Genomic DNA, 16,568 nt, shown 5'->3' with positions numbered 1-16,568 from the left:
CAAATACTTATTTTTTCTTTTACATCTTATTTCGATTTAAAAATAACGATAAAAAGCCCGTTCCTAACAGAATTGCTGCTGAAACATAATAAGGGAAAAAGTGATTGATATCAAATAAAGCTCCTGCTGCCATTGGTCCTAAAATATTACCAAAACTTGTAAATGTCGAATTTAGTCCGTTGATGGTTCCTTGTTGATCTCCAGCATGTTTGGATAAATAAGTAGTTACTGCTGGTCTAAACAAGTCAAACGCTAAAAAGACAATAAACGTTGAAAATACAACAACTAAATTATTTTTTGTAAAGGCAATCACGGCAATAAAAATGGCACTTGCAAAAAAGGTTAATTGGATTAAACCCATTTCACCTATTTTTTGGACGATTGCATCAAAGAAAAACAACTGACAAATCAACGCTAAAATACCACTAACCGTAATCACGATTGCTATTTCACTTGTGGTAAAGCCAAAATTAATAGTCGCCATAATACTATAAATAGATTCGAACGCTTGCAGGCCAAAAGAGGAAATTAAGATAATCACAAATAATGAGGTAAACATTGGATTTCTTAAAATATCCATAAATGAACCTTTTTTCGCTTCAACAGCGGCTAAAATTCGTTTCTCCGGCTCCTTCAAAACAGTTAATGTCAAAATAAAACCAATAAACGCTAAAAATGCAGCCGCAAAAAATGGAGCGCGAATGCCTAAATAAGCAATAAAACCACCAACTCCTGGTCCGATAATAAAACCACCACTAATTGCAGCTGACACAAGCCCCATCGCTTTCGGACGTTCAGAAATCGTGGTCATATCTGCCACAAAAGCTGTCACTGACGGCATTAATAAAGCGGCGGCAATCCCACCTAAACCACGAGAAATATAAAAACCGCTTTTCGCTTGAGCTAAACCAAATAATAACTCAGAAATTGAAAAAACCAACATGCCCGTCGCAATCATTTTTTTCCGACCAATTTTATCCGAAAGGACACCTGCGATTGGCGACGTGATTAATTGGGCAATCGCAAAAATAGAAATCATCATTCCCATTGTAGTACCAGAAAAATGCATTTCTTCTTTTAATTGGGGAATTACGGGAATGACTAGGCCTACGCCTAGAAAAACAAGAAACAAGTTAGAAATTGCTAAGTACATCATACTATTTTTTTTCGTCATAATTTACCTCCTCCATAAAAAAACAGCCATCAAAAATGGCTATTTCTGTTTCTTTGTATGTACTTTCTTTGACGGTGTTTCGGCTGAAACACTCGTTGAGTCATTGAGATACATTTTACACTAATTCGCTGAAAATTTCACTAGTTTTTACTTATTTTTTTAAAGGAAATTGTTATTTTTTAAAGACATAACTTAAGTATCCAAGTATTTAATGAATCGCTTTTGTTTTTTATCAGAAATATAGCCAATGTGTTCATAAAATTGATGTGCTGCTGTACGCTGTTCCCCCGAATTTAAGCGAATCGCAGACAAGTTACACTTTTTAGCTTCCGTTTCTAGTTTCGTCATTAATTGTTTGCCAATTCCACGGCCTTCTGCTTCTTTTGCCACTGCTAATCCCAGAACGTTCAATAACGTTTGGGAATAAATTGTTTCATACAGTTGCGCATGCACATAGCCTAAAATCTTGCCTGTCTTCGTTTCTTCATAAACATATAAAAACTCTCTGTCACTGGCTAGTAGTAATTTCTCAATCTGTTTACAGGTCACGTCAACGGGAACTTCATAGCCCAATTGTTCTTTATTAATGATAGTTAGCGCCGCTGCATCTGTTGGCTTCATTTTTCTAATCAAGGGTAACACCCTCCTTTACATTTTTACTTAAATAATAACGAAAGCGTAATATCCGCAAAATCATTTAATTCTGAATCATTATATTGCTCTAACAAAACTGTTTCGCCTCGATACTCTTTTAAAGCTAGTTGTATCAGCGAATGATAATTAGTAGGAAAATGTATTAGGCCCCATTCCCCGCCAGCCCTTTTTGATAAAATTTTATTCTCTTGCTTAAACGCCATTACTCTACACATATTTAAAATAACGTACATAGGTTGTTGAACAATTTCTTTTTTTGCCTCTTTCACATCAGCTACAATACTTTCAAAATATTTCTTTTGATCTATCCAGCCAAAAACGGAATCAATCGGTTTTCCTACGAGTACTTTTCCATATAATTTTGTAATCATAAGATGTGCCACTAGATCCTCATCGTATCCCATCATATCTTCAATATATTTATTTTTATTAGTCAGATATCTGGAACGATGTATCGGAGAAAAATGTAAATCGAAGGGAATCGGATAATTCAAATTTATTGTATCTTTCAATTGTAGCACATGGAATTCTATCCCTTTTTTTGGTGCCCACTTATCTAAAATATTAATTGTATAATCTAATAATTGTTTCTTCTCATCAATAGTAAGCTTTTCATAAACCACAATCAGTACATCCAAATCACTTACTGAATGACAATAGGTTCCAAAAGCATAAGAACCATGAAGATATATTCCAACTAAATTTTCTTTTATTATTTTCATATATCCATTTTCCATTTGAGCTAATAATTGATGAACCACGATTATTCCTCCATTATTGATTGACAATTGCTATAGTTTTTTCGATAAATAAAGAACTAACTCATCATCATTAACACACCGTTCGTTTGGTTTCAGCTGCTTATTTTGAAACCAAACTCCTGAACCATCTGGCACATATCCTTGTTTGATATATAATCTTTGCGCTGCACCATAACCAGGATGCAGGCCTACTCCCAAGGAAACAGTATCTGCATAACTTTTGGCAACATTTTCTGCACGATTTAATAATAACCGCCCCACTCCTTGTTTTTGAAATGGCAAGAATACATTGAAATCAGCTATTTCAGGATATAAATTTTTAAAAGGTCCTTCCTTAGCTAATGGCAGTAACGTCACATAACCTAACAGCGTTGCCTTTTTCTCCGCTACAAAAACCGTTCGTTGCTTGACTAATTGTTCTTCTAAATAGTTCATTAAAATCTCTTGGCGACTTGGCCAACCTTGTTGGACAAATTGAGTATCCAGCGCTAAGATATCTTTCTCTTGCATTTCTCTAATAACCACTAGCTCAGACATTAGCATTTCCTCCCGAAAAGCGTTTTCATTTTATAAAACGAAGCGAATAATTCTTCGCTCCCTTATTCATTTTCAAAACCATCGAGTTGATGATATTTGGGCAAAACAGCAACACATGTTTCTTCTGAATTAACAGCAATAACGAACCCTTGCCATAAGGACCACGTCACCGCTTCACCTAATTTCTCTTTCACTCGTTGAATCATTTCAGCTTGCGTTAAGTCTCGAGCAGGGAAATGTTGAACTTTATCGTTACTGATTAAAAAAATAAATGATTCTGAAAAAGCTGTCATGACTTCAGGTGGTAAATTTTTTAATCGTTCTTGGTAATCCATTGAAACCACTCCTTCTTTTTTATCATACCACAACATCCATTTCTCTAAAAAGCGCAGCACTTACTACTGAATATCTGCTAAAATTTGCCTGATAATCTGCTTTTCAGACAGTTGTTCAGATAACCGCTGTTCTCCCGCAAGCTCTAAATAATCTTCTGGTAGCCACCAACGTTTCATTTCCACGACACCAAATTCTTGATTCTTGTTTCTCTGGCTATGTCTTTTCAACGTTTCTTCAAAAGAAATATCAAAATAATAAACCTGAACGTTTCCTTCAAAGAGATGGATTATTTCCTGAAAAAAGGAATGATAAATGGCTTTTTGAAAAATCCCTTCAACAATCACATACTGGCATTCTTGATACCCAAAAGCTACCAACTGTTTTAACAAAGCAATACTTAGATTACCTGTTTCATCTTTAACACGAAGCATTTCTCTGCGCACCACATCTTGAGAAATCAATAACGATTGTTCTTTAAGACACTGATGAAGCGCTTTAGCTATCGTTGTTTTACCACTACCAGAATTACCACGTAAAATAATTAATTTCGGTTGCATCTGTTTCCCTCCATTTTCTTGATTGTTGAAAACAAGCAGAAAAGAGCAAAAAACTTGGAAAAAACTCTCCAAGTTTTGCTGTTATTTTGATGAATGTTTCGTTGAATCTCGCTGAATGAATTCCGTTCCGACAATAATTTTTCTAGGAACTGGTGGGGTATTCAAGCATAACTCTTTCATTGTCTCAACTGCTAGCTCACCCATCCATTCAGTATGAACTTTAACTGTTGTTAATGTTGGTGAAACATATTTTGCGACACTAATATCATTAAAACCAATGATAGAAATATCTTCTGGCACACGAATGGCTGCTTCTTGTAACGCCCGCATCGCGCCAATTGCCAACGTATCACTTGCAGCGAAAAAAGCGGTTGGACGAGTGTCCGCTTTTTCAATAAAGTCTTTCATCGCTTGATAGCCTTCTTCAACAGAAAAAGCTGCTTCGACAACCCATTCTTGATGATAAAGGTCCAGATCTTTTAAGGTTTCTTTAAAAGCGACAAAACGTGGATCAACCAATGCCACGTGGGACTCTTTCGTATATTCTTGCCCAGAAAGCATACCAATTTTCTGATGCCCTTGCGCCAAAAATTCTTGCACAATTGTTTTAACACTTCCAGTAAAATCAACAACAATGGAGTTTTGGCCAAAAGCCATTGCATCAAAGTCTACAAATAGAAGAGGTGCGCCTAAGGCGGCTAAGGCCGCCACTTGCTTTTCATCAAATTTTCCTAGGGCAATTGTCCCATCAAATCTTTTTTGAGAAAGGTTTGTCAGAGATTCTTTGACTAAAAGAAAACCCAATTCCTCTGCCCGCTTTTCAACACCTAAACGAATCGATAAATAGTAAATATCATCCAGTTCTTCTGGATCGCTGAACCATTGGACAAACCGAATTTTCTTTTTGCCTGCTTGTTTTTTTCTGGCTCGCTTTTTATAATTTAACGTTTCTGCTGTTTCAAATATTTTCTTCTTCGTTTCATCACTAACTGATAATGTTTCATCATAGTTCAAAACTCTCGAAACTGTCGCTGAAGAAACACCGACTTGCTCTGCTATATCTTTAATGGTTACGATGTTCCTCACCTCAAACTAATCATTTTCTATACATTGAATAAATCGTTCAAAAGCACGACGGCCTTCTTCATCACGTTTAAAGACGCCGGCATCTGTTAAAATTTGAACAAAAATCGTCCCAATTCCTTGTTGGATCACTTCTTTGACATTGGCTTCAGTGATGGTTTGCTGACTGAGTTCATCCGCCCAAGCTCGATGGCTTTCAGCAATTTGATTGGGTTGCTTTAATAAATACTTTTCGACTTCTCTTAATTCTTGTGCCAGCCTTGGTGGCAAAATAGCTAGTCCCATTACTTCAATTAAGCCAATATTTTCTTTCTTAATATGTTGTACTTCTGGATGTGGATGAAAAATGCCATCTGGAAATTCCTCCGAAACATTATTATCTCGTAAAACTAAATCCAATTCAAATAATGACCCTTTGCGTCGGGCAATTGGCGTAATCGTATGATGCGGTGTACCATCTTCTGAATAGGCCCGAACTGAGACACGTTCATCAGAATAATTGCGCCATTTGGTCAAAATTAATTCGGCTGCTTCAACTAGTTCCTCTTGACGATCACTTTGAAGACGAATCACAGACATCGGCCATTTTAAAATACCAGCAGTTATCCCAGGATATTTTTTCAAAGAAAATCTTTTTTCCATTGGTGCTAAATCCATTGGAAATGTATGACGTCCTGCTTGGTAATGATCATGAGATAAAATAGAACCACCAACAATTGGCAAATCTGCATTAGAGCCCACAAAATATTCAGGGAATAACTCCGTAATTTTAAGGAGCCGTTGGAACGTTTTTTTCTCGATTTTCATTTCTCGATGTTGTTGGTCCAAGAAAATCGCATGCTCATTATAGTAAGCATATGGCGAATATTGAAAGCCCCAAGCTTCGTCCTCTAAATTTAGTCGGATAATCCGATGGTTTGTCCGTGCTGGATAATTCACACGGCCATAATAGCCTTCATTCTCCATACATAACATACACGCTGGATATTTTTTTTGACTCATTTTCTTTTCAGCCAAAATTTTTCGAGCATCCTTTTCTGGCTTCGATAAGTTAATGGTAATTTCTAGTTTACCATAGGGTGAGTCCATTGGGAAAATAATATTTTTGGCGATTGCTTTCGTTTTAATGTAGTTATTCGTTTTACATAACTGATAAAAATAATCCGTTGCTTTTCGTGGAGACTCTTGATAATAGTCCATAAACTTCTGATTAATAGTGGTTGGGGTCGGCGTAATAAAATCCATTAACTCCGCTTCTAGTTGTTCTGCTTCCGTAATTGAGTCATCGATTTGGTGATTGGCTTTTGCAATATTTAAAAGATGTTCCACCACACGCAACGGTTCTTGCTCACAAGCAACCGCTTCTGGTTGTTCAAAAAAATCACAGCCAACTAGTTTAGCAATCCGATTCGTCAAATAATAACGGTCTGTTTCCGTCCAATCGCCATTTTCTATGATTATCTCTACAAATGCAGCAATCCATTTACTACTTTCTTTCATCATCTGATGTTCTCCTATTCATTATAGCCTTGAGGATGTTTCACGTGCCATTGCCAAGCGGTGGCGATAATGTCCTTGACCTCAGTTACTTCTGGTTGCCAGCCTAAAACTCGTTTGGCTTTTTCACTAGAAGCAATTAACGTACTAGGATCCCCTGCTCGGCGTGGCGCGATTGTCGCAGGAATTTCTTGGCCTGTCACTTCGCGAGCAGCATCTAACATTTCTTTAACAGAATAACCGTTGTTGCTACCAAGGTTAAAGACGTCACTTTCGCCGCCATTTTTCAAGTATTCTAAAGCCAAAATATGTGCTGCAATCAAGTCTTCAATATAAACATAATCTCGAATGCACGTGCCATCTGGTGTATCATAATCATCCCCAAAAATACTTAGCTCTGCTCGTTGGCCTAATGCCACTTGTAAAATAATTGGCACAATATGCGTTTCTGGCGTGTGATCCTCACCAATTGAGGCATCTTTTTTTGCTCCTGCAACATTAAAATAACGCAAAGCAACATATTTCATTCCATAAGCGTTGTCGCACCATTTCATGATTTTTTCCATCATTAATTTACTTTCCCCATACGGATTTTTAGGATTCGTTGGGGTTTCTTCTGTAATAGGCATTGCTTTTGGTTCGCCATAAGTGGCCGCTGTGGAAGAAAAAACAATATGTTTCACTCCAAATTCTTGCATGACTTCCAAGGCAATTTGAGTGCCGTGAACATTGTTATTGAAATACATTAACGGTTTCTCCACGGATTCTCCTACTAAAGAATTGGCCGCAAAGTGCAACACACCTTCAATTGACTCCTTTTCAAAGACACTACGTAAAAAAGCTTTATCACGAATATCGCCTTCATAGAAAGTCGCTTGTTCATGAACGGCTGAACGATGTCCTGTTAATAAATTATCAACAACCACAACGGCATATCCTTTTGAAATTAATTGATCGACGGCATGTGAGCCGATGTAGCCTGCGCCACCTAATACTAAAATAGACATTTAAAGCCTTCCTTTCTAAAATAACTTTCTGGCACCGTCATCAATTGATGCAGGATAAAAATCAGCAGCATAGCCAATTTTATCTTGATAACTCTGGCCAACAGCTTCAATAAATGCATCTATATTTTGCTTTGGTACCAAAGCAATACTACAACCGCCAAACCCTGCACCAGTCATCCGTGCGCCCAAAACGCCTGGTTGTTCTTGCGCACAAGCCACTAAGGTATCTAACTCAACGCCAGTTACTTCGTAATCTTCTTTTAGCGAACGATGTGAGGCATTTAATAATAAGCCAAATTCTTCCAAATCCCCTTCAGTTAGCGCTTGTTTTGCCAATAAAGTTCGTTCATTTTCTGTGACGGCATGACGCGCTCGTTTAATCAACGTTGGATCTCCAATCAATGCTTGATATTGTTCAAATGTCTCGCTGTCTAATTCACCTAAAAATTCAATAGATAACTCTTTTTGAAGCAAACGAACGGCTTCTTCGCATTCTGCACGGCGTTCATTATATTTTGAATCTGCTAATTCACGACGTTTGTTAGTATTCATAATGACAATCGTATACTCACCTAATTTGGCGGGAACCATTTCATAGTGCATATTATTGGTATCTAGTAGAATAGCTTGATCTTTTTCTCCCATCCCCACGGCAAATTGGTCCATAATTCCTGAATTAACGCCAATAAATTCATTCTCCACTTTTTTACCGATTTGCACCAATTCAAGCATTGGACAGTGTAAAGCATATAAATCATTACAGATCGTTCCCATTAAAAGTTCAATAGAAGCAGAAGAAGACAAGCCAGCACCATTAGGAATCGTACCGTAGAAGAGCACATCTAAGCCAGAATCAATATTGTGTCCGCTTTCAATCAAGTAATTTAAAACGCCTTTAGGATAATTTGCCCAATCATCTGAATCTGAATAGGTTAAATCTTCTAATGAAAATTCGATGAGACCAACCTCTTTAAAATTATCAGAAAACATTCGAATTTTTTGGTCGTCTCTTTTTCTTGCCACACCAAATGTCCCTAAAGTAATAGCCGCTGGGAAAACATGACCGCCATTGTAATCTGTATGTTCACCAATCAAATTAATTCTTCCAGGGGCAAAATAACAGGCTGTCCCTTTCTCACCAAATATTTCTACAAATCGATTCATTAACAGTTCTTCCATCACTAATCGCTCCTTTCACTAGTAAACAAATTGTATAATATTTACTAAATTTTTGCAAATATTTACTTAATATTTTCTTAATTGTCATTTCAGTTGAAAACGTGTACAATACAATTAAATAAAGATTTATTTTCTTAGTGTTTCTTTTCGACTATTTAAATAATCTAAACAACAAAGTTAAATTTACTAAATATTTACTTGAAGGAAGGATTGATTATTTTGACTATTTCAACTGAATCATTTGGACAAGGAATGCTTCTTTATACACTGACGAATAAAAATGGTGTGGCTTTAAAAGTAACAGATTTTGGTGCGCGAATTGTTGCGCTCGACGTTCCTCTTACAAAAAATGAATCCCGATCACTCGTACTAGGCTTTCCCTCAGCAGATGAATATTTGTCTAAAGACTTATATTTTGGTGCAACAATTGGTCGAACAGCTGGTCGAATTGCCAATGGCTCCTTTGAACTAGCGGGTAAAACGTATCAAACGATGATTAATACTCCTACTCAAACAACACTTCACGGTGGCACACCTGGGTTTGAAAGTAAAAAATGGCACAGCGAAATCCAAGAGGCACAAGTGAATCCTTCTGTGAAATTTTGGCTAGAGAGTCCTGCTGGTGAAAATGGTTTTCCTGGAAATCTCACTGTTTCAGTCACGTATACATTGACTGAAGAAAATGAATGGCAAATTGAGTATCAGGCAACTACAGATGAACAAACACTTTTTAATCCAACCAATCATGTCTACTTTAATTTAACTGGAAATCCTACAATCCCCATTGATGCGCATGAGTTACAAATAAATGCCCAAAAGTATGTCCCGCTTGATGAAAGAGTTTTACCGCTTGGAGAATTAGCTTCCGTCGACCAGACAGCTTTTGATTTACAAAAACCTAAAAAATTAGCTGAGGTTTTTTCAAGTAGCGATGAACAAATCCAAAAGATGAACGGCTTCGATCACCCTTTCATCTTAACCAATCATGATTTAATTAACCCAGATGTTATCTTAAAAAGTCCTACTAAAGATATCACCTTAGAAATGTTCACTGATCAACCTTCAGTTGTTATTTTTTCAGCAAATTTTGCTGATGACGGTCCCGATATTCAAGGGCAAAAATTAGTCAATCACGGAGCGCTCACATTTGAAACCCAAGTCTGTCCTGGTGCTGAAAGATTTCCGTTGTTCGGTTCTATAACCCTCTCACCTGAACAGGAATTTCACTCAACGACCCGTTTCAAACTAATTTATTAAGTGAAATGATGCTCTTAACCAAGCTTATCTTCGAACTAAAAAAGATAAGAATGGTTAAGAGCACTTCTATTATTTGACATTTTTAATCGCTCCATTTACACTATTTTCAATTAGAAAGGTGGTGATGTCTATGTATGCAATCAAATTTTTTCATGGCTATTTAACTGCAGATGGTAAACGTACGCGAGATAAATCAGGTTGTTTAGTTTACCACTCTGAAAAAGAAGCACAAAAATTAGCAGATAAAATTGGCGGGAGAGTTAAAAAAATTGGATAACCTTAGATAAAGGATAGATAAGCAAGGCTATTTTGCTATCTGTCCTTTTTTATTTTACATATTCCTCGACTTATTGTATTGATTTGATACAATAGAGAAAAAGCCTAAAGGAGCGCTTACATGAAACAAAATGACTTTGATTATATGCAAATGTTAAAAGGTGAATTATATTACGCCCCCACCATTTTACCCGAAAACAAATCAACAAAAGGCAAGGTGTTAGCTCAAAAAATCAATCAACTTCCTATCGATAATGTGAAAGAAATTGTGGCCCTAGAAAAAGAATTATTAGGAAAAACTGGCAATGAGTTATATATCACCCCACCCCTCCATGTAGATTACGGTCGCCATATTGAGGTAGGAGAAAATTTTTATGCAAATATGGATTGCATTTTTTTAGATGTAAACAAAATCATCTTCGGTGATAATGTCATGGTTGGCCCTCGTGCTAGTTTTTATACTGCCGGCCATCCAATTGATCCAACGATTCGAACTGCAGAATTAGAATTCGGTACGCCAATTATTGTTGAAGATAACGTGTGGATTGGCGGAAGTGCCACCATTTTACCTGGCGTTACAATTGGAAAAAATGCTATTGTTGCTGCTGGTGCTGTGGTTACAAAAGACGTTTCTGCCAACACGATTGTTGGGGGCAATCCAGCAAAAGTCATTCGCAAAATTGATGAAAACGATCAGCAATTTTGGACAGAAAAGCAACGGCAGTATCAAATCGCTAAGAAGCAATTCTTTCATGAATAAAAAATCCCCAATCCAATGAAAATAACGGATTGGGGATTTTTTATTTTAATTTTCTTCATAATAATTAAACATCCAATGGATGCCAAACTGATCTTTTAGGGAACCATACTTTTTGGACCAAAAAGTTTCAGATAATGGCATTGTAACAGTGCCACCTTCAGATAATCGCTTAAATAAGCGATCAATTTTTTCATCATCATCTGTGCTAACCACGAGCGAAAGGTTATTTCCTTCCGTAACTTCAAAACCAAACATATCAGGAACATCTGAAATCATTACATAGGTTCCTTCAATAATGATACTTGCGTTCATCACTAAATCCTTTATCTCGTCGTTTATAGGATGCTCAGGATCTTCAGGTGCTTCGCCAAAAGTCATTAAATTTTGACATTTTGTATCAAAAACATCTTCATAGAACGCAATTGCTTCTTTTGCTTCACCTTTAAAATTTATATACAGCTCTAACAAATGACTCACCTTCTTTCATGATCAAATTTTATACTTTATTTTCTCATGATTTGTCAGAAAGCAAAAATAGTCTGCTTAAAAATCTGATTTTTCTAGTAACAAGGTAACAAATTTTTCCAAATACAGTTGGTCAATCGCATCATAGCTATTTGTTACACCACTATCAATATCTAAAACACCGACCAATTGATGATTTTTTACCATCGGTACAACGATTTCAGACATCGCAGCTGAGTCGCAAGAAATATAATTGGCGTGTGTCTTCACGTTATCAACAATCAATGTAGCTTGTTTTTCCGCGGACTCACCACAGACACCTTTGCCCATTTTAATTCTGGTACAAGAGACTTTCCCTTGAAAAGGCCCCAAAACTAATTCTTCATCTTTATATAAATAATACCCAGCAAAAACGGTATCTGGTAATGTTTGTGCAAGTAACGCAGACGAGTTTGCTAAATTTGCAATAGCATCCGTTTCTATTTCTAACAAACCGCTCAATTGTTGTAAGCACAATTCGTAGGCTGCTTTTTTGTTTTCTCTCGTTTGTTCAGTCATGCTTGGTTCATCTCCTTCATTTTGTCTTATTATAAAGGAAGATACGCAAAAGTGCTATGTTAAAGTGAGTCAAACAAACTTGAAAAGCTGATCCACGTTGTGAGCAGAAGCACTTTATACGCATTAAACTGTGACGAGTAACCGCAGGACTAACACTGTGCGTTGCTCAGATCTGAACCCTGTTTCCTCTGTTTGGCTTTTTAGCATTCTATTTCTACCTAATTTTAAAGCAAGTTAAACCCATTGTCCTTTCAACATAATCTGGCGTTTCTGTGGTTTTCTAGCAATCACTTCTGCTGTAGAAGCTGCTTCTGTAAAAATAAAGTTTGCTTCGTCGCCTTCTGTAAACCAAAGGCGTTCTTCTTCAAATGAAAAAGGTGCTTCTTTGCCACAGCCATGGACGTAAGCTTGAGTAAGTTGCTCTTCTGTAATCTTTCCTGTCATTTCACAAAAATTACGTAATTTTTCAAATAAATCACCTGAAACATTAGAACTCCAAGAGTCAAAAAAGCCATCACTACCTAAATGAACCGATACACCAGCTTGGCGTAACACATCAATTGGTGGCAATAAATAACGAGGATCATAGGGAATTGTAGACATAATCGCCGTTTGATGCGTTGCCAAGCGTTGGTATAGTTTTTCTTTTTCTGCTGGTCGTACATCTAGCAGCGCAAAGGCGTGACTGATAGCGGTTCGCTGAGTAAATTTTCGTTCTTCCAAAATGTCTAAAAATTTATCAATTGTATAAACACCCACTTCCCCCGTATCATGCAAGTGAATATCGATTCCTACTTGAAATTCTTCTGCCAGATCGAAAATAGTTTCTAAAGATTCTTCAATTGCATAATCAATGCCTGCAGGATCTAAACCACCAACCATTGTTCCACCATTTTTTAGGGCTTCTCTCATGAGTAAAACCGTGTGGGGATTTTTTAATAATCCATGCTGTGGAAAGACAACAATATCATAATCAATCACATGCGCATATTTTTCTAAGGCTCTTTTGACGCCCCAGAAGTTTTCTAGTTCTACATAAGGATCAATGTTGACATGTGTCCGAATATAAGAGGCTCCATAACCAATCAATTTTTCAATCATGGCCGTTGCTCGTTGTTCTGTTGACGGCGCTAACAATTTAAGTTCACTGGCTTCGTCTGCTAAACGCTCTTTTAAATTCTTAACAGGTTGGCTAGCACGCCAGCCTAATGAAAGGTAGGTTTTATCTAAGTGATTATGGCTCTCTTGAAAAGCGGGAATAGCCAGTTGTCCTTTTAAATCAGTGCCTTGTTGCTTTTCAGTGACTTGATTTTGCGGAATAATCGCTTGGATTTTGCCTTCTTGAATCGCTAAAGTATAGCGTGCGGTTTTAGTATACGTTAATTCGTGGTGGTCTTTAGCAAAACCAGTTTCTAAACGAACATTATTCAAATAAACAATGGATGCTGTCATTCTCTTTCCCCCTTTTGAACGGCTTCAACCAGTTGTCCTTTTAGTATCAGTTGTTGGATTGGCTGTTGGCGTGCAATCACGTGAGCAGTGCTCTCAGCATTAAATAGTAGGAAATCTGCAGAATCGCCGACGTTAGGCCAAACTCGCTGCCCGTTAGGATCAAGAGGCGTTACAAAATTACTCGCTAAGCCCCATAAACGATTCAAGCGATACTCATCGCTAATTTTAAATCTTTGAGCGGCTGTATTTAATTTTTCTATTGTATTGCCACTGCCAAAAGGCGACCAATGATCCGTCAAACTGTCATGAGCCACGGAGATCTTAACACCTTGTTCAACCAAGGTTGGAATCGGCATGGTGGGCATTCCAATCGGTACAGTGGAAGTCAAATCAATACCTGTTTCGATGAATTTTTGCGCAATGTCTCTAATTGCTGCTTCTTCTAAGCCCCCTAAGGCTAAAGCATGACTTAAAGTGACTTCGCCAAACATTTTTGCTTGTTCTGTATAATCAACAAATTTATTAAATTCATAAAGTCCCAAAGTATCACGGGCGTGTAAATGAACATCAATTTTTTTATTAAATGTGGTAGCTAATTCAAATATTTTTGCGATTGAATGATCCACATGACGATCCACAAGGGCTGGATCAACGCCACCGACATGAGTTGCCCCCATGCGTAAGGCTTCGCGCATCAAAGGTTCGACTTGTGAGCGGAGTAATCCGTGTTGAGGAAAAGCCACAATTTCATGAGTAACGTATTGTTCATATCGACTAAATGCTTCTTTAGTAATTTCAATATGTTTCGTTCCAATAGATGGATCTACATTACAATGACTGCGAATATGATAATGGCCTTGTTGAATATACTGCTCAATAACTTGGCAAGCACGTTCTAAACTAGTTGGTAATTGTTCAGGTAACAGCCAAGTTTCTTCTTCAATACGTGTTAAAATTCCTTTCGTTAGTGGACGACAGGCCTTCCAAGGTCCCCCAAAATACGTTTTATCAATATGAATATGCATTTCTCTTAGAGCAGGTAAAACGAGTTGCTGATTCACATCGATAACTGTTTCGCTCTCTAAAGGCCTTAACTGCGGTGCGACCGCAGTACAGACCTCGTTTTCAATTCGAATATCATAGCTAGCTGTTTCTGTCGCAACAATTCGCTGATTCACAGTAGAGAATCCTGTTTCTAATTTACAGTTTTTTAAAAGCATGACAAACCCCTTCCTACCTTCATTCAATTAGTTAACATAGGCCCATTTTAAACTGTACGTAGGTCCAAATGAATGCCAATACAGATCCTTGATTTTTTGATTAGCTAATACAGAAATGCTTCGATTGTAGATTGGTGCTAAAACCGTTTCCTGATTCACCAAAATATCTTGTGCTTGAGCAAAGTCATTTAAACGAGCCTCTTGATCAGCCGCATGTGTTGTTCTAGTCTCTTGGATTAATTGATCATACGTATCACTCTTGAACGTTACGCCGCCCAAGGTACTATCCGAAGTAAAAATGCGCATAACTGTTAATGGATCACGATAATCGGTTCCCCAACCAGATAATTCTAAATCATAGTCTCTCGTTTGATCACGATCAACACGAATAGTAAAAGGAACTTGAGTAACATTCACTTCTAATCCGTCTAGATTTTCTTCCAATTGAAATTGGAAAAACTCAGCAGCTTTTTTTGCGCTGTCTGTATCATCTGTTAAAAATTCTAATTTGATTTTATCCAGCCCAATTTCTTTTTTCCCTTTTTCCCAGAATTCTTTTGCTTTCGCTGTATCGTAGGTTAAGTAGTTATTTTTCTTAGCAGCTAGTTTTGTGAAATCTGTTCCATCTGGCGCAATCGTTTGTCCCGGCGAAATTACTTGATCTGTGGCCGTTGATTGATCTTGCAAGACTTCTTTTACAAAACTTTCTTTATCAAAAGCTTGTGCCAACGCTTTACGAATATTGTTGTTCGCTAAAGCCGGATTTTCTTTTCCATCACGAACACTGTTCATTTTTAAAAAGTATGTGACGAATTGAGGAATTGAAAGAAAGGCTGGATTATCAACATAACCAGGAATAAATTCACCACTTAGCTTATTCACTACATCCAATTCATTCGAGTCAAACAAATTCACCGCTGTCGTTGGGCTCTTAATTACTGAAACTTTTGCTTCTGTTAATTTAACTTTTTCAGCATCCCAATACGTATCATTTTTTTCGTAGGTCCAGTCATCGGAAGAGGCATTATCCCATTCTTTCAATTTAAAAGGACCATTATAAATCAAATGTTCTGCATCAGTGGCATATTTATCCCCTTGTTCTTTGATATATTTTTCATTTTGTGGAAACAAAACAGGAAACGAAAGCAAAGATTTCAAATAAGGGGTGGGCCGCTCTAAAGTTATTTCTAACGTTTTATCATCTAGCGCCTTAACCCCAAGAGTATTCACATCTGCGCCTTCTAAAGCAATTTCCTTAGCATTTTTAATGACATCAAAAAATAACGCTTGATGAATCGACCCTGATTTAGGGGAAGCAACTTGTTGCCATGCATAAACAAAGTCGTTTGCTGTTACTGGATCATCATTCGACCATTTGGCATCTTCTCTAATCTTAAATGTATAAACGGTTTCATCTTCAGAAATCGCTGGTTCTTCGGCAGCGACCCCCAACTCTAATTCATCTTCTTTACCTAAAACATAGAGTCCCTCATAAACTTGATTCATGACTAAAGTCGAGGTCGTATCCCCCGCTGTGTGTGGTTCCATTGTCGAAATAGCCGCTTCAGAACTAATTGCAATTTTTTGTTCCGCTGCTTTATTACTATCAGCCGAGTTTCCCGTTCCCGCCTGACAAGCCGTTAAAGCTAAAAGCAAACCGACGCATCCTAACATTTTTAATTTCTTCATACCGATCCCTCCATTTTACAAACTATAACCTTCAAAGTTACCAGAATTTTCTGATAAAATATAGAAAAAGAAGCATATCTGATAAGAGTCTCAAAAAACTTACAGA

At 37.2% G+C, this 16,568-nt stretch carries 18 protein-coding genes; 3 read left to right on the top strand and 15 right to left on the bottom strand.

What is annotated here, in order from left to right; all coding sequences use genetic code 11:
• Positions 1-19 precede the first annotated feature (19 nt).
• From emeA to IGJ90_RS04580, 10 genes are all read right to left on the bottom strand, one after another.
• Positions 20-1,174: a multidrug efflux MFS transporter EmeA gene (emeA, locus tag IGJ90_RS04625; protein WP_010709290.1), complete on the bottom strand. Its 1,155-nt coding sequence runs from the start codon at positions 1,172-1,174 to the stop codon at positions 20-22.
• 192 nt (positions 1,175-1,366) lie between these two features.
• Positions 1,367-1,807 carry a GNAT family N-acetyltransferase gene (locus IGJ90_RS04620; RefSeq protein WP_010824522.1) on the bottom strand — a complete coding sequence of 147 codons (441 nt, stop codon included), beginning with the start codon at positions 1,805-1,807 and terminating at the stop codon, positions 1,367-1,369.
• Between the two features lie 23 nt (positions 1,808-1,830).
• A complete protein-coding gene (locus IGJ90_RS04615) occupies positions 1,831-2,589 on the bottom strand; it encodes an aminoglycoside adenylyltransferase domain-containing protein (protein ID WP_438767653.1) in 759 nt (252 codons plus the stop codon).
• 30 nt (positions 2,590-2,619) lie between these two features.
• Positions 2,620-3,132 carry a GNAT family N-acetyltransferase gene (locus IGJ90_RS04610; protein ID WP_002384748.1) on the bottom strand — a complete coding sequence of 171 codons (513 nt, stop codon included), beginning with the start codon at positions 3,130-3,132 and terminating at the stop codon, positions 2,620-2,622.
• A 56-nt stretch (positions 3,133-3,188) separates the two neighbouring features.
• Positions 3,189-3,497 (bottom strand): hypothetical protein, encoded by a 309-nt coding sequence (locus IGJ90_RS04605; RefSeq protein WP_161798482.1) that lies wholly within the window; start codon positions 3,495-3,497, stop codon positions 3,189-3,191.
• Between the two features lie 27 nt (positions 3,498-3,524).
• Positions 3,525-4,091: a kinase gene (locus IGJ90_RS04600; protein ID WP_016614413.1), complete on the bottom strand. Its 567-nt coding sequence runs from the start codon at positions 4,089-4,091 to the stop codon at positions 3,525-3,527.
• A 9-nt stretch (positions 4,092-4,100) separates the two neighbouring features.
• Positions 4,101-5,105 (bottom strand): LacI family DNA-binding transcriptional regulator, encoded by a 1,005-nt coding sequence (locus IGJ90_RS04595; RefSeq protein WP_002419835.1) that lies wholly within the window; start codon positions 5,103-5,105, stop codon positions 4,101-4,103.
• A 6-nt stretch (positions 5,106-5,111) separates the two neighbouring features.
• The gene (gene galT / locus IGJ90_RS04590; protein ID WP_438768309.1) at positions 5,112-6,602 is read right to left on the bottom strand and encodes a UDP-glucose--hexose-1-phosphate uridylyltransferase; all 1,491 of its coding nucleotides are present in this window, start codon (positions 6,600-6,602) and stop codon (positions 5,112-5,114) included.
• 14 nt (positions 6,603-6,616) lie between these two features.
• A complete protein-coding gene (galE, locus tag IGJ90_RS04585; RefSeq protein WP_002361578.1) occupies positions 6,617-7,606 on the bottom strand; it encodes a UDP-glucose 4-epimerase GalE in 990 nt (329 codons plus the stop codon).
• Positions 7,607-7,621: 15 nt separating this feature from the next.
• Positions 7,622-8,785, bottom strand: a complete 1,164-nt coding sequence (locus IGJ90_RS04580) for a galactokinase (RefSeq protein WP_438767650.1) — start codon at positions 8,783-8,785, stop codon at positions 7,622-7,624.
• Positions 8,786-8,983: 198 nt separating this feature from the next.
• Here IGJ90_RS04580 and galM point away from each other — a divergent pair, with 198 nt between their 5' ends.
• From galM to IGJ90_RS04565, 3 genes are all read left to right on the top strand, one after another.
• Entirely contained in the window at positions 8,984-10,042 is a 1,059-nt protein-coding gene (gene galM, locus IGJ90_RS04575) for a galactose-1-epimerase (RefSeq protein WP_438767648.1), read from the top strand.
• Between the two features lie 130 nt (positions 10,043-10,172).
• A complete protein-coding gene (locus IGJ90_RS04570) occupies positions 10,173-10,319 on the top strand; it encodes a hypothetical protein (RefSeq protein ID WP_002384758.1) in 147 nt (48 codons plus the stop codon).
• A gap of 120 nt (positions 10,320-10,439) precedes the next feature.
• Positions 10,440-11,078 (top strand): sugar O-acetyltransferase, encoded by a 639-nt coding sequence (locus tag IGJ90_RS04565; protein ID WP_438767646.1) that lies wholly within the window; start codon positions 10,440-10,442, stop codon positions 11,076-11,078.
• A 45-nt stretch (positions 11,079-11,123) separates the two neighbouring features.
• Here the strand turns inward: IGJ90_RS04565 and IGJ90_RS04560 are convergent, their stop codons facing one another.
• The 5 genes from IGJ90_RS04560 to IGJ90_RS04540 form a co-directional block, all read right to left on the bottom strand.
• Positions 11,124-11,555, bottom strand: a complete 432-nt coding sequence (locus IGJ90_RS04560; protein WP_002399473.1) for a VOC family protein — start codon at positions 11,553-11,555, stop codon at positions 11,124-11,126.
• 66 nt (positions 11,556-11,621) lie between these two features.
• A complete protein-coding gene (locus tag IGJ90_RS04555) occupies positions 11,622-12,101 on the bottom strand; it encodes a GAF domain-containing protein (RefSeq protein ID WP_438767644.1) in 480 nt (159 codons plus the stop codon).
• 234 nt (positions 12,102-12,335) lie between these two features.
• The gene (locus IGJ90_RS04550; RefSeq protein WP_010816399.1) at positions 12,336-13,553 is read right to left on the bottom strand and encodes an amidohydrolase; all 1,218 of its coding nucleotides are present in this window, start codon (positions 13,551-13,553) and stop codon (positions 12,336-12,338) included.
• Positions 13,550-14,800 carry an amidohydrolase family protein gene (locus IGJ90_RS04545; protein ID WP_002382064.1) on the bottom strand — a complete coding sequence of 417 codons (1,251 nt, stop codon included), beginning with the start codon at positions 14,798-14,800 and terminating at the stop codon, positions 13,550-13,552. The genes IGJ90_RS04550 and IGJ90_RS04545 overlap by 4 nt, the downstream gene beginning before the upstream one ends.
• On the bottom strand, positions 14,801-16,462 hold the full coding sequence (locus tag IGJ90_RS04540; RefSeq protein ID WP_438767642.1) for a peptide ABC transporter substrate-binding protein: 1,662 nt from the start codon (positions 16,460-16,462) through the stop codon (positions 14,801-14,803).
• Positions 16,463-16,568 lie beyond the last annotated feature (106 nt).

The sequence above is a fragment of the Enterococcus sp. AZ129 genome, assembly GCF_051714505.1.
Classification (GTDB): Bacteria; Bacillota; Bacilli; order Lactobacillales; family Enterococcaceae; genus Enterococcus; species Enterococcus faecalis.
The sequence above is the reverse complement of the archived record's forward strand: the minus strand, read 5'-3'. Positions and strand labels throughout refer to the sequence as shown.

Bases quoted from the DNA above. Each gene is read 5' to 3' on its own strand.
- emeA (WP_010709290.1), bottom strand. From the start codon at position 1,174: ATGACGAAAAAAAATAGTATGATGTACTTAGCAATTTCTAACTTGTTT.
- IGJ90_RS04610 (WP_002384748.1), bottom strand. From the start codon at position 3,132: ATGCTAATGTCTGAGCTAGTGGTTATTAGAGAAATGCAAGAGAAAGAT.
- IGJ90_RS04605 (WP_161798482.1), bottom strand. From the start codon at position 3,497: ATGTTGTGGTATGATAAAAAAGAAGGAGTGGTTTCAATGGATTACCAA.
- galT (WP_438768309.1), bottom strand. From the start codon at position 6,602: ATGAAAGAAAGTAGTAAATGGATTGCTGCATTTGTAGAGATAATCATA.
- galE (WP_002361578.1), bottom strand. From the start codon at position 7,606: ATGTCTATTTTAGTATTAGGTGGCGCAGGCTACATCGGCTCACATGCC.
- IGJ90_RS04580 (WP_438767650.1), bottom strand. From the start codon at position 8,785: ATGGAAGAACTGTTAATGAATCGATTTGTAGAAATATTTGGTGAGAAA.
- IGJ90_RS04570 (WP_002384758.1), top strand. From the start codon at position 10,173: ATGTATGCAATCAAATTTTTTCATGGCTATTTAACTGCAGATGGTAAA.
- IGJ90_RS04565 (WP_438767646.1), top strand. From the start codon at position 10,440: ATGAAACAAAATGACTTTGATTATATGCAAATGTTAAAAGGTGAATTA.
- IGJ90_RS04555 (WP_438767644.1), bottom strand. From the start codon at position 12,101: ATGACTGAACAAACGAGAGAAAACAAAAAAGCAGCCTACGAATTGTGC.
- IGJ90_RS04550 (WP_010816399.1), bottom strand. From the start codon at position 13,553: ATGACAGCATCCATTGTTTATTTGAATAATGTTCGTTTAGAAACTGGT.
- IGJ90_RS04540 (WP_438767642.1), bottom strand. From the start codon at position 16,462: ATGAAGAAATTAAAAATGTTAGGATGCGTCGGTTTGCTTTTAGCTTTA.